The sequence below is a fragment of the Pseudoalteromonas tunicata genome (assembly GCF_002310815.1).
In the GTDB taxonomy this organism is placed as follows: Bacteria; Pseudomonadota; Gammaproteobacteria; order Enterobacterales; family Alteromonadaceae; genus Pseudoalteromonas; species Pseudoalteromonas tunicata.
This window is the reverse complement of record NZ_CP011032.1, coordinates 862,355-875,328: the sequence shown is the minus strand read 5'-3', so window position 1 is coordinate 875,328 and position 12,974 is coordinate 862,355. Positions and strand designations below refer to the sequence as shown.

The 12,974-nt window shown below is 40.4% G+C and carries 12 protein-coding genes; 9 read left to right on the top strand and 3 right to left on the bottom strand.

The annotated features are described in order from the left end of the window. Window positions 1-15 precede the first annotated feature (15 nt). Both rluA and PTUN_RS04075 read left to right on the top strand, forming a co-directional pair. A complete protein-coding gene (rluA, locus tag PTUN_RS04080; RefSeq protein WP_040643833.1) occupies window positions 16-669 on the top strand; it encodes a bifunctional tRNA pseudouridine(32) synthase/23S rRNA pseudouridine(746) synthase RluA in 654 nt (217 codons plus the stop codon). A gap of 108 nt (window positions 670-777) precedes the next feature. Further along, window positions 778-1,611: a DUF3530 family protein gene (locus PTUN_RS04075; protein WP_157579378.1), complete on the top strand. Its 834-nt coding sequence runs from the start codon at window positions 778-780 to the stop codon at window positions 1,609-1,611. An 11-nt stretch (window positions 1,612-1,622) separates the two neighbouring features. Here PTUN_RS04075 and djlA read toward each other — a convergent pair whose 3' ends face one another. Genes djlA through PTUN_RS04060 form a run of 3 tightly spaced genes read right to left on the bottom strand, consistent with a single transcriptional unit; the run spans window position 1,623 to window position 4,121 of the window. Further along, the gene (gene djlA, locus PTUN_RS04070; protein ID WP_009838428.1) at window positions 1,623-2,465 is read right to left on the bottom strand and encodes a co-chaperone DjlA; all 843 of its coding nucleotides are present in this window, start codon (window positions 2,463-2,465) and stop codon (window positions 1,623-1,625) included. Next, a complete protein-coding gene (murU, locus tag PTUN_RS04065; protein ID WP_009838427.1) occupies window positions 2,455-3,135 on the bottom strand; it encodes an N-acetylmuramate alpha-1-phosphate uridylyltransferase MurU in 681 nt (226 codons plus the stop codon). Before murU ends, djlA begins: the two co-directional genes overlap by 11 nt. Further along, a complete protein-coding gene (locus PTUN_RS04060) occupies window positions 3,132-4,121 on the bottom strand; it encodes an aminoglycoside phosphotransferase family protein (protein ID WP_009838426.1) in 990 nt (329 codons plus the stop codon). Before PTUN_RS04060 ends, murU begins: the two co-directional genes overlap by 4 nt. A gap of 115 nt (window positions 4,122-4,236) precedes the next feature. On the opposite strand from PTUN_RS04060, the gene lptD reads away from it, so the two are divergent. From lptD to PTUN_RS04025, 7 genes are all read left to right on the top strand, one after another. After that, the gene (lptD, locus tag PTUN_RS04055) at window positions 4,237-6,513 is read left to right on the top strand and encodes an LPS assembly protein LptD (RefSeq protein WP_009838425.1); all 2,277 of its coding nucleotides are present in this window, start codon (window positions 4,237-4,239) and stop codon (window positions 6,511-6,513) included. A gap of 17 nt (window positions 6,514-6,530) precedes the next feature. Continuing rightward, on the top strand, window positions 6,531-7,823 hold the full coding sequence (gene surA, locus PTUN_RS04050) for a peptidylprolyl isomerase SurA (RefSeq protein ID WP_009838424.1): 1,293 nt from the start codon (window positions 6,531-6,533) through the stop codon (window positions 7,821-7,823). A gap of 2 nt (window positions 7,824-7,825) precedes the next feature. After that, window positions 7,826-8,815 (top strand): 4-hydroxythreonine-4-phosphate dehydrogenase PdxA, encoded by a 990-nt coding sequence (gene pdxA / locus PTUN_RS04045; RefSeq protein WP_009838423.1) that lies wholly within the window; start codon window positions 7,826-7,828, stop codon window positions 8,813-8,815. Next, window positions 8,815-9,621: a 16S rRNA (adenine(1518)-N(6)/adenine(1519)-N(6))-dimethyltransferase RsmA gene (gene rsmA / locus PTUN_RS04040; protein WP_009838422.1), complete on the top strand. Its 807-nt coding sequence runs from the start codon at window positions 8,815-8,817 to the stop codon at window positions 9,619-9,621. The genes pdxA and rsmA overlap by 1 nt, the downstream gene beginning before the upstream one ends. Beyond that, complete coding sequence (gene apaG, locus PTUN_RS04035) at window positions 9,605-9,994, top strand: Co2+/Mg2+ efflux protein ApaG (protein WP_009838421.1); 390 nt, start codon at window positions 9,605-9,607, stop codon at window positions 9,992-9,994. Before rsmA ends, apaG begins: the two co-directional genes overlap by 17 nt. Beyond that, window positions 9,994-10,803: a symmetrical bis(5'-nucleosyl)-tetraphosphatase gene (locus PTUN_RS04030; protein ID WP_009838420.1), complete on the top strand. Its 810-nt coding sequence runs from the start codon at window positions 9,994-9,996 to the stop codon at window positions 10,801-10,803. The genes apaG and PTUN_RS04030 overlap by 1 nt, the downstream gene beginning before the upstream one ends. A gap of 126 nt (window positions 10,804-10,929) precedes the next feature. Next, on the top strand, window positions 10,930-12,945 hold the full coding sequence (locus PTUN_RS04025; protein WP_009838419.1) for a methyl-accepting chemotaxis protein: 2,016 nt from the start codon (window positions 10,930-10,932) through the stop codon (window positions 12,943-12,945). The last annotated feature ends 29 nt before the right edge of the window (window positions 12,946-12,974 follow it).

Here is a 12,974-nt window from a genome sequence, read left to right as displayed (position 1 = left end):
ACTGAGAGGTCGGCCTTGTTACTAAACTACTCCCCCCCAATGTCTCCATATCTTGAAATTATTTATCAAGATGAAGACCTTTTAATCTTAAATAAACCAAGTGGTTTGCTCACTGTGCCGGGCAAAGATCCATTACATGCCGACTGCCTTGAAAAACGAGCCCAGCGAGTATTTCCAACCGCAAAAATCGTGCATCGCCTCGATATGGCCACATCTGGGCTTATTTGTTTAGCACTTAACAAAGCTGCCCACAGCCATGTCAGCCGCCAATTTCAAGACCGAAAAACACAAAAGCGTTATATTGCTCGTGTATTTGGCAAACTAACGCCCGAAACAGGTTCTGTTGATTTACCCCTTATTTGTGATTGGCCTAACCGTCCAAAACAAATGGTTAACTTTGAATATGGCAAACCGTCACTTACTCATTGGCAAGTGCTCAATTACGAAGAACATGCCACACGAGTTGCGTTAACGCCTATTACAGGGCGCTCACATCAACTTCGGGTCCACATGTTATCGCAAGGCCATGTTATTTTAGGAGACAAGCTCTATGCTCACCCTGAAGCATTTCAAATGGCCAGCCGCTTACAATTACATGCCGAGTGGCTTGCAATTACGCACCCAGTAACAGCTCAAGCATTAGAGTTTACTGCACCGTGCCCTTTTTAACGCAGCTAAACTCTTGAACCTGCTAGCGCAGCTAAACGTAGATAAAAAACTCAACTTTTTGTTTTTTAGGCCGATAGTGAATCATTGTTCCATCAAGGTGGATTGAGCGTGCGATACCTATTGTTGTTAATTTGGAGTCTTAATCTTTTTGCTGCACAGGCGTTAGAGATAAAAGCACCTGACTCACTTGAAAGTATTTTCCAACAAGACCAATTTCATTATTACCGTGGTGATGAAATTAAAATGGTGCTTGCCGGTGAAACTGAATTTGCTACTTTATTTCGCGACCGTACTTCTGCTATGGCCAAAGGCATCGTCATTTTAATGCCTGACTGGCAATTACCTGCAAATAATTATTATGGCCTAGACTCGCTGCGCAAAACCTTAAATCAATATGGTTGGGTAAGTTACGCCATGAACATTCCTGATCCTATCGCTTTTTATCAACAAGAAATAAAGGCTGATAACACCCTTTTTCATGCTCCTGACGCTGAGCGACTTGATTCCGATGCGCTCAACGCATATCAGTTACAACTTATGAGCCGTTTTAAAGCTGTGTATCAAACAGCCCTCGGCCATCCGGGGTTTATTATCGTAATTGCTCAAGGCGCAACCTCAACATTATTAGTCGATTATTTTGCAAAAACCCCCGAAGAAGAAGTGGATGCGCTGATCTTTTTGAGTAGCTATTTACCTGATCGCGCTAAAAATGAATTACTTAATCAAAATTTCGCCAAGGTAAAACCGCCCGTGCTTGATATTTTCAGCACCGCAGATAGCAGCTTAGTAAAAGAGACACTGTCTCAACGAAAAATCATAGCAACGCGTGAACATAAATTAAATTATCGCCAACGCGAGTTATTTAACAGTCAAACAAGCCCGCAACAACAGGCTCGTTTAACAAAAGAAATTTATGGCTTTTTAACTAAATCAGGCTTGTAGTTTCACAAAAACTAAGCAGGATTTTTTTTCAAATACTCATAAGCAGCTTGAATATCTTGGCTTTTTCGTTTCGCTACTTCCATTAAATGTTGCGGTAACCCTTGTGATACTAATTTATCAGGGTGATGTTGTCCCATCAATTTACGATATGCTTTTTTGATTTCAGCTGCATTCGCATCTTGGCTCACACCAAGCACCGCAAGCGCTTGCTCGCGATCCATTGCTGATTGAGCATTGCTCGTTTGACGCTGCTGATTATTATACTTGCCATGAAATTGCTGACGCTGTTGATTAAACTTAAATTCAGCCTGATAACGTTTTAAAATAAATGCAAAATGACTACTTGAAAACCCTAAGGTTTTAGCTGCTTGCTGCAATAACGCTTTTTCGTTATCAGATAATACGCCATCACAAAAAGCCATTTGAATTTGAATTTCTAGAAATAACTGCAACAAATCAAACCGACCACGAAAGCGCTGCTTAAATTCATCAAGTGTTTCTTTATAGGCAAAATCATTACTTTTACCAGCTCGAAATGCATCTTGCGCTTCTTGACGACTTTCGCCTTGCAGTTGCATTTCATCCATAAAAACACCTGCGGCTTTGATATGAATTTCACTCACTCGACCATTCGATTTAGCTATGTGGCCCATTACCGAAAAACAGGTATAAAAAAATAACGCTTGGCGTTCACTCACTTCTTCGCCTTTAAACAGCGATTGAAAGCCCCCCACTTTATCAAAATTTTGTTTTATCGAACGGTCAAACATATGGCCGAGATAAAAACCTAAAATAGCCCCAAGCCAACGGCCAAACAAAAAGCCAAAAATAGTGCCAAGTACCTTACCCCACATTACGTTGTCCTTGTATTATATTAAGTTCGGCTAGCCGTTCTGGTGTGCCCACATCAACCCACACTCCTAAATACCGTTCGCCATGTACTTTGTGCTCGGCCATTTTAGCCCTAAGTAATGGCGCTAAAGGGCGAAAATCTACAGGTAAGCCGGCAAAAAAAGTAGGATGGTACAACGCAATTCCAGCAAAGGTGAAACGAGGCTCACTATTGGCAACCAAATGACCTTGCGCAAAGGCAAAATCACCTTGTGGATGATGCGATGGGTTTTCGACTAAAACTAAATGTGCGTGGCCGTCATCGAGCTGTAACTGAGTTAAACTACTGACATCATAATCGGTGAATATATCGCCATTAATCACCAAAAAAGGGGCATCACCAAGTAAAGGTAAGGCTTGAATAATACCCCCAGCGGTTTCAAGACCCTCAGCCACCTCTTGTGAATAATGAATTGTTAAACCCCACTGACTGCCATCACCACAATAGTGCTGAATTTTTTCACCGCACCACGCAAGGTTTATTATTACCTCAGTAATACCTGCCGCACGTAAACGCTCTAAATGATAAACAATTAATGGTTTTTCTTGCACAGTTAACATCGGTTTTGGTTGTTCGGCAGTTAAAGGCATCATGCGTTTTCCACGCCCTGCGGCCAAAATCATTGCTTTCATAATACCTCAATTAAACTCGGCATAAGCGTTTGGCTCAGCCAGTGTTGTAATGCATCAAGTTCGGGGTAATCTTTTGCTACCGCGACCACATATTCTAAAGTGGGTAAAATCGCAGGCACATAACCTGCTTTGTGATCGCGTAGTAATAATCGACAAAAAATCCCCGCTGCTTTTAAATGACGCTGCACGCCAACTAAATCAAACCAACGGCGAAATTGCGCAGGACTGACATTGGGTAATAATCCAAAATCCTGTAATACCTTAAAGCCATAATCGAATAATTGGCTAAATTCATCGGCAGTAAGTTGATGATAACAATCTCGCAGTAGCGAGACTAAATCGTAGCTCACAGGCCCAGTGACGGCATCTTGATAATCAATTACCACCCATTGGTTTTGGTAATACATTAAATTACGGCTATGGTAATCACGGTGCACTGTCACTTGCGGTTGATTTAACAAATTATCCGTTAAAAGGGATACGACAGATTGCCACAATGCATCTTCATCATTGCTAAAACGGCGTTTTAATACGCCCTCAACTAACCACTCTTTAAAAATATTAAGTTCAAAAGCAACAAACTCGCCGTCGTATTTGCGCATTGTTACATCTGCCGGCGTTTTAGCAATAAGAGGCAATAAATCAATTAGTTGTTGGTAATAATTAATTTTTTGATTCGATGCTAATAAATCAGCTAGATGAACTGAACCCAAATCTTCTAATAAGAAGAAACCGTACTGCTCATCTGATGCAAGAATATTAGGTAACCGTAAACCTTGAGTACTAAACAACCTATTGTAAGCAATAAAAGGGTGGTTATTAACCACATCAGGATTCGAGTCCATCACAATGAAACTCTGTCCAGCTGTCGTGATGCGATAATATTTTCGAAAGCTTGCATCACCCGTGATAACAACAAGTTGGCTATCAGCAAGGAAATTTTGCTGGCTTAAAAACGCATTTAAATGGATTTCTCTTTCAGTCATAGGTCACAAAATTACATTTTTTTACTATCATAACAATTTCATTCATTAGAGAAATATTTAAAATTGTTTTATTATACAGCCCTTCTCCTAACCACCTGAGCATTAAGGTTAATAAATGAACAAACTTTGGGGCTTATTGTTGTTTCCAGGCCTTTGCCACACAACAACAGCCAATGCTGAAGCTACACCTGCTTTATGTAAAGCTTCACTTTCGACCCCAGTTTGGCAACCGCTCAATGGTTTAGCCGCAAATACCATGGATATCCAAGCTGACCACGTAGAAGTTTTAGGTGTGCAAAGTGCTGAATTTACTGGTGACGTACAAATAAATTCACCCAGCATGACCCTTTTGGCACAATCGGCGTTGATTGATCAAGTTCAAGGTTTACTTGATGCTCGTGGCCCAATTGTATTTCAAGATCAGCAATCGATTATTTCAAGCTCAGGGCTCAATGCGAATTTAACCAATAACGACCTTAACTTACTCGGTGCGCAGTATCAGCTCACTCAGCAGCAAGGCCGGGGTAAAGCCGAAAAGCTATCAATTGGCAGTAGCGAACTAAATTTATTTAATGCCAGCTATACGACCTGCCCTGCAGAAAACGAAACGTGGTCAATTTCAGCCTCTCGCATTCGCCTTTCACAAGAAGAAGGCTGGGGTGAGACCTATGATGCGGTTTTAAAAATTTATGATACACCGATTTTATATTTACCTTATTTTACCTATCCAATTAATGACCAGCGAAAATCAGGGTTCTTAGCACCGAGTATCGGCAGTTCCGATCGCTTTGGTCTTGAAACAAAAACCCCATATTATTGGAATATTGCACCCAATTACGACGCCACGATCACCCCTCGTTATATGTCTAACATCGGGCTGCAATTACAAACGGAATTTCGTTATTTAACTGAGCAACATCACGGTTTAGTTGCGCTTGAATACCTAAACAAAGATGATTCCGAGCCACTTTTAGACGAACGTTATTTATTTCATTGGCAACAAAGCTCACAGCTAAACGAGCAATGGCGGGCTTCGATTGATGTCACTAATATTAGTGATGATAACTACCTTACAGATTTAGGCTCAGATTACGCCAATAAAACCGATACCCAACTCTATCGAACCGGTTTACTCTCTTACATGGGTGAGCGTTGGCAAACTGATATTAAAGTGCAAAACTTTGAAGTATTAGGTGATCACTTAAGCTCCTACTCTGCTTATCCGCAAATTAGCTTTTCCCAAACCAATCCTTTTGTTTGGCAAGGGCTAAATTTAACGCTTAATGGTGAGCTGAGTCATTTTAAAAATACTGAACTCGCCCTAAATGAAGCAACACGACTTCACATCGAACCTAAAGCACAATATCTTTTTCAGGATTATGCTTGGTCGTTTTTGTCTGAGTTGAGTTTGTTACAAACTAACTATCAGCAAAAAGGTGATTTTACCGATACTTCATTTGAAGAAAGTGTTAGTCGTACCTTGCCTAAACTTCGTTTATACAGCCAAATTAATTTTGAACGTGAAACCGATTGGTTGGTTGAAAATGGCCTGCAAACCTTAACACCACAATTACAGTACCTCTACGTGCCAAATAAAGCACAAGATAATATTGGCCTGTACGATACCACCAAGTTACAAGACGATTTTTTTGGCCTGTTTCGCGACCAACGTTATTCAAGTGTTGACCGTATCGCCAGTGCCAATCAATTTACCCTAGGTGCTACAACACGGGTTTTTAGTCAGCAAAATGAGGAACTATTTAACCTCAGCGTGGGTCAGATATTTTACCTTTCGGATGAGGCAAAGCCATCTGAGCAAAAATTAACTGCGAGTGCGGCAACCTTAAGTACGCAAAGCACATATAATGCTCTTTTTGCAGCTGAAGCCATGTTACATTGGCATCGCCGTTGGTATTTATCAACAGGCGTGCAATACGACAACGAAGGCAAACAAATTATTCAATCGCATATCACCTTAGATTACAAAGGAGATGACAAGCAACTTGTGCAAGTGAATCATCGCTTTTCAAATGATGTTTCTGGCAATAGAATTGAGCAAATGGGTTTGTTTACCAGTATGCCAATAAACCAAAACTGGCATTTTATCGCTAGTTTTCATCGCGATTTAGAAACAGGTCGTAGCGTAGAATTACTCACCGGTTTGCAATACCAATCCTGTTGTTGGGCATTTCAAGTAACCGGTCATAGACAAATTGAAACAGATTTAAATCAGTCTATTACTGGGATAGATCAAGATGGTGCCGTATTTGATTCAGGAATTCGGTTTAATTTCGTATTTAAAGGACTCGGTGGAAAAAGCAGTTATGATGCTCAAAAGCTCTTACAGCAAGGTATCTTTAATTACCGCCGCCCATATTTCCTCAATAACTAAAGCAAGAATTAACAACAATGAAGTTAAAAACATTAGTATTCACCGTACTTTGTACCTTAGGTCTTAACCTACCGGCTGTAGCCAAAGAAGTTCAAATTGATAAAGTTGTCGCAACCGTCAATGAAGGCGTGGTGCTGCAAAGTGAAATCGATACCATTATTAATCGCGTAAAAAGCCGAGCGCTCACTGATGGTCAATCACTTCCAACCGATGACGCACTGCGCTTACAAGCAATTGAGCGCTTAATTAATCAAGAGCTTTTAATGCAAATGTCTGAGCGTATGGGTTTGCAAATCTCAGATGCACAGCTTGATCAAACGTTAATGATGATGGCCAAAGAGCAAGGCGGCACATTAGCTGATTTGCGTAAAACAATTGAATCATCAGGCGAAAGCTATCAAGCATATCGTGAAGAAATGCGTGTTGAAATGACCACACAACAAGTATTGCGCTCAAATGTAGAACGCCGTATTTATATCAGCTTACAAGAAATTGAAAACTTATTGACCATTTTAGAGCAGCAAGGTCAAACCAATGAAGAATACGATATTGGCCATATTTTGATTGACCTACCTGCTGATGGAAACGCACAAGAAATTGAAGATGCAAAAGTACGTGCCGAAAAAGTGATTAAACTGTTAAATGAAGGCAGTGAGTTTAAACGTATTGCCATCGCTTCATCAGGTGGTTCAAAAGCATTAGAAGGTGGTCAACTAGGTTGGATGAGCATCAACGAAATGCCAACTCTATTTGCCGAGGCTGTTAAAGGTAAAAAAGCTGGCGAAATCGTTGGCCCACTTCGCTCGGGTGCTGGTTTTCATATTATTAAAGTGCAAGATATTCGCGGCCGTCAAGTAGTTGAAACCGTAGAAGTGCGTTCACGTCATATTTTAATTCAACCATCAATTATTTTAAGTGAAGAGAAAGCGCGCAGCATGCTTGCTGGTTTTGTTAAAGACTTAAAAGAAGGTAAAGCCGACTTTGCCACTCTAGCCAAAGAATATTCTGAAGATCAGGGTTCTGCTTTAAAAGGTGGTGAGTACGATTGGACAGATCCAAGCACTTATGTACCTGCATTTAGAGATACCCTGTTATCACTTGAAAAAGATCAATTAAGTGAACCATTTCGCTCAAATTATGGTTGGCATATAGTGCAACTGCTTGATAAACGAATAGCAGATAAAACAGAACTTGCTAAGCGAAACCGTGCACAACAAATGCTATTTAATCGTAAATTTAAAGAAGAAAGCTTTGCTTGGCAGCGTGAAATGCGCGAACAAGCACACATAGAAATTTTGGTTGATGAGTAAATATGACGCTTAGAATCGCAATTACCCCAGGTGAACCTGCAGGCATAGGTCCTGATTTACTCATTACACTTGCGCAGCGCCAATGGCCTGCGCAGCTGGTTGCCATCGCTGATGGCAACCTACTGCAACAGCGCGCTGCACAACTTAATTTGCCGCTCACTCTTTTGCCGTTCAATCCAGATGAAGCCATCACTTGCCAACAAGCAGGTACGCTTTATATTCACCAAGTGGACATGGCAACTCCTGCAATTGCAGGCACACTCGATGAAGCGAACGGTGCTTATGTGCTCGAAACATTACGCATAGCCTGTGAGCAAAACATGCTAGGGGTGTTTGCCGCTATTGTCACCGGACCGGTTCATAAAGGCATTATTAACCAAGCAGGCATTTCATTTAGTGGGCATACTGAATATTTTGCACAGCAATCAAATACGCCTGATGTTGTAATGATGCTTGCAACCGAAGGATTACGCGTAGCACTTGTCACTACGCATATCCCTCTTGCTTATGTTTCTAAGGCAATTACGCCACAGCGATTACGTAAAGTAACTGAAATACTGCATCACGACTTACAAGAAAAATTTGCGATTAGTAATCCGCGCATCTTTGTCTGTGGACTCAACCCCCATGCTGGTGAAAATGGCCATTTAGGGACTGAAGAGCTCACTACCATAATTCCGACGATGGAAGAGTTAATTAGTGAAGGCATGGATTTAATTGGTCCACTGCCTGCCGATACGCTCTTCCAAGACAAATACCTAAATAATGCCGATGCAGTGCTCGCTATGTATCACGATCAGGGATTACCTGTGTTAAAATACAAAGGTTTTGGTAACTCGGTCAATATTACTCTAGGCTTACCATTTATACGCACATCGGTTGATCACGGCACCGCTCTCGATTTAGCGGGTAAAGGCACCGCCGATGTAGGCAGCTTTGAGCTAGCAATCAAAGAAGCCATCCACTTAGCGACAAAAAAAGCGCAGAATTAATGACAGATAAAGTACATTTAGGCCACAGAGCCAAAAAACGTTTTGGACAAAACTTTTTAAACGATGCCATGATCATCGATAAAATTGTTACCGCGATTGATCCTAAACCAGAAGACTGTTTAGTAGAGATCGGGCCTGGTTTAGGTGCAATCACCGAACCTGTTACTGATATTGCAGGTCATTTAACCGTTGTTGAACTTGACAAAGATTTAGTTGAGCGTTTAATCCATCACCCATTTTTAGGACCAAAATTAACAGTTCATCAAGGTGATGCTATGCGTTTTGATTTTTCAACCTTAGTTGAAGAAAACAAAAAACTAAAAGTGTTTGGTAACTTACCTTACAACATTTCAACACCATTATTATTTCATCTTTTTGATTATGCAGAGCATATTGAACACATGCATTTTATGCTGCAAAAAGAAGTTGTAAAACGTATGGTTGCCAGCCCAGATTGTAAAGCTTACGGTCGCTTAAGTGTCATGACGCAGTATTATTGCCATGCCATTCCAGTGATTGAAGTACCACCAGAGTGCTTTAAACCTGCACCAAAAGTTGATTCAGCTGTTGTACGCTTAATTCCAAAAAAACCTGAGCAATTACGTGCTAAGTGCACAAAAATTCTCAATACCGTCTGTTTAGAAGCGTTTAATCAACGCCGTAAAACAATTCGCAATAGCTTATCGAACCTACTCACCACTGATGATATGATTGAGCTTGGGTTAGATAGCAAAGCTCGAGCTGAAAATCTTTCGTTAGATCAATACATTGACATAGCAAACTGGTTATATGACAACAAGCAGTAATTTAGGCTCTCCGATTAAAGTTCAGGTAGAAACGTTCTACATTGAAGGCCAATCGGAACCAGACAGAAATAAGTTTGTATTTGCTTATACTATCACGATAAGAAACCACAGCCTTTGTAGTGCAAAACTACTAAGCCGTTATTGGTTAATTACTGATGCAGATGGCAAAGAAACCGAAGTTGAAGGCGAAGGTGTAATTGGCGAACAGCCAAATATTGCACCAGGTGAAAGCTATACCTACAGCAGCGGCGCAGTACTCGATACACCACTTGGCACCATGCAAGGTCATTATTGTATGCGTAATGAGTTTGGTACTGAATTCAACGCACCTATCCCTGTGTTTCGTTTAAGTACTCCAAACCTCGTTCATTAATGGCTCAGTACGTTATTGGCGATTTACAAGGTTGCTTTAAAGAATTTAAGGCAATCTTGGCAACACTTGCATTTAACCCAAGCCAAGACACTCTTTATTTAGTGGGTGATATTGTTGCTCGTGGGCCTGATTCTTTATCATGTTTACGTTTTATTAAAGATAACGCTTCTAGTGTAAAAACCACATTAGGTAATCACGACCTCCACTTAATCAGTACATTTTTACTCAATAAACAACCTAACCCAAAAGATCTTCTTGCTGATATTTTTACCGCTCCTGACCGTAATGAGCTCATTGAATATTTGCAAGCACGGCCTTTAGCTTTGTTTTTACCCGAATTTAATAGCCTTGTTTGCCACGCAGGCTTAAGTCCTGAATGGACGCTAGCACAAGCTTTAAAGGCCGCAAAAATCGCAGAGCAAGCTTACCAAGGTAAAGATGCCCGCTACTATCTTGCCAATATGTATCAAAATGGCCCTACTCGATGGCAAGATGCCAAAACAGAAATAGAAAAATTTTGCTACACCATCAATGCGTTTACCCGTATGCGCTATTTTACCTCTGATTTTAAAATGGACTTAAGTAGCAAAGGTTCACCAGCTCAGGATTCTCCGCTTATTCCTTGGTTTGAGTTACCACGTGCATCTAGTTTAAATGATTTAACCGTCATTTTTGGCCATTGGGCAGCACTAGAGGGCAAAACCAACTCTAATCAATTTCAAGCGATTGATACTGGTTGTGTTTGGGGTCAAGCACTGACAGCGCTTAATTTAGAAACACAGCAAAGAACCCAACAAAAAAGTCTCTAAATATCTCGCGATTACTGCACAAAGCCAAATTATCTGTTAAATTGAAAGTAACCATTTAATTTATCTGTTTTGCTGCCGATACAATTAAATAACTTACAATAGCTTGAAATGTACACGGGAATACTTATGAATCTGACAGTTAGTCAGCGGATCTGGTTTGGATTCGTTTTTATAACTTTATTACTGATTTTAATCGGATTGAATTCATTAGGGAAAATTTCGAATATAAATGGGTCGGCTCAACAGGTTAATCAACTTTCATTACCTGCATTAGAAGAAAGTTCAACTTTACAAGTTGAGTTTACCTTAATGAGCAAACATGCTCTGCAAATATTCTACAGCGAGACAGTTCAAGAACTCGATACGCTTAAGAATAAGTACCAACAAGCCCAACAACGCTATTCCACATCAAGCGACAAGCTTAGTAATGTAGTACGCGACAGTGCTGACTTAAGCCAAACAAGTAAACAAATTAACACTACTTATCAAGATTTCCTTAAACATGTAAATTTGTTACAACAAGAAAAACGCTCAGTTTTATCGATTCATGCAAATTTAAAAGAACAACTATCCACACTTGAAACTGCCGCTGAAGATGCAAGTACCGCGGTACTCGATATTATCGATAGTGTTGATTTAAAAGCACTATCTCCGGAGGCATTTGAAGCAGCAAGCAGTATGGAAACTCGCTTTTTATCTTTAGTGAGCACCAGTACAGATTTAATTAATGTTAAAAATGACCAAATTTTAGACACCCTACATAACGAACAAAAATTCAGCGTAGAAAAACTAGAAGAAGGTTATCAGCTCGTTAAAGCAGCATTAAGCAACGAAGATCCTGGTTTAATGAAAGACCTAACAGGTCATTTCAATCAAGTTAAAGATGTTATTTTAAGCCAAAACTCTTTAGCAGATAAAAAGTTACGCCATTTAGCAGCGCAAGCAGCTTCAATCAGAGAACTTGAAATCTCTGAAGAAAAAACGATTGCTGCTTTAAAACAACTTAATCAGTTAGTATCACTTGCAAGCAAATTAGCATTTGATTTACAAAGTGATGTCAACAACGACGTAGCATCAGCTAACTTATGGACTTGGTTAGGTATGATCATTGGTGCATTGTTAGCAGTGATTATTGCTTACCTCACGGTACAACGTATCGTTAAACCACTTGCTGAAGTTAACTCTATTCTAGAAATTGTGGCCTCTGGTGATATGACACAAAAACTCAATGACAGCGGTACTGATGAGTTTGGTGAATTAGCACGCAGTTGTAACCGTGTAATTGATAACTTACGCGACCTAATTCAAGGCATTATTTCACGCTCGACTCAACTTGCTGCAGCTTCTGAGCAAACATCTGCTATTACAGCAGAATCTAGCCAAGCGATTGAAAATCAACGCGCGCAAGTTGAACAAGCGGCCACTGCAACAACTGAAATGAGCAGCACATCACAAGCGGTAACTCATAGTGCACAAGAAGCACTCAATGAAATTCGTCATGCTGATAGTGAAGCAGAACGTGTTAAAACCATTTCGGCACGTAATAAAGAAACTATTGAAAAACTTGCACAAGAAGTTGAAGGTGCATCAATCGTCATCGATAAACTACATAAAGATAGTGCATCAATTGGGCGCATCTTAGATGTTATTCGTGGCATCGCAGAGCAAACAAATTTATTAGCGCTAAATGCTGCCATTGAAGCGGCTCGTGCTGGTGAGCAAGGCCGTGGCTTTGCGGTAGTAGCTGATGAAGTTCGCTCACTTGCAAGTAAAACGCAAGAATCAACGCAAGAAATTCAATCAATGATTGAATCATTACAAACCGGCGCACAAGCGGCGGTATCAGTAATGGCCAAAGGAAAAGAACAAGCTGAGTTTTGTGTAACACAGTCAGAGCAAGCAAGCCAAGCACTTGAACTTATTACAGCTTCGGTATCACGGGCACATAATGTCAGTGAGCAAATATCGTCTGCAGCGCAAGAGCAGCATCATGTATCCCAAGAAATTAGTGAACGACTTGAGTCTATTGTTGCCATAGCAGAACAAACTGCTGAAGGTGCAAACCAAACTTCAAGTTCAAGCCAAGAAGTTGCGAGCCTAGCTGAGGAATTACGTCGTTCGGTTGATGAATTTAAAGTTTAAACTATCGTTTATTAAAAGGTTGTAATAAC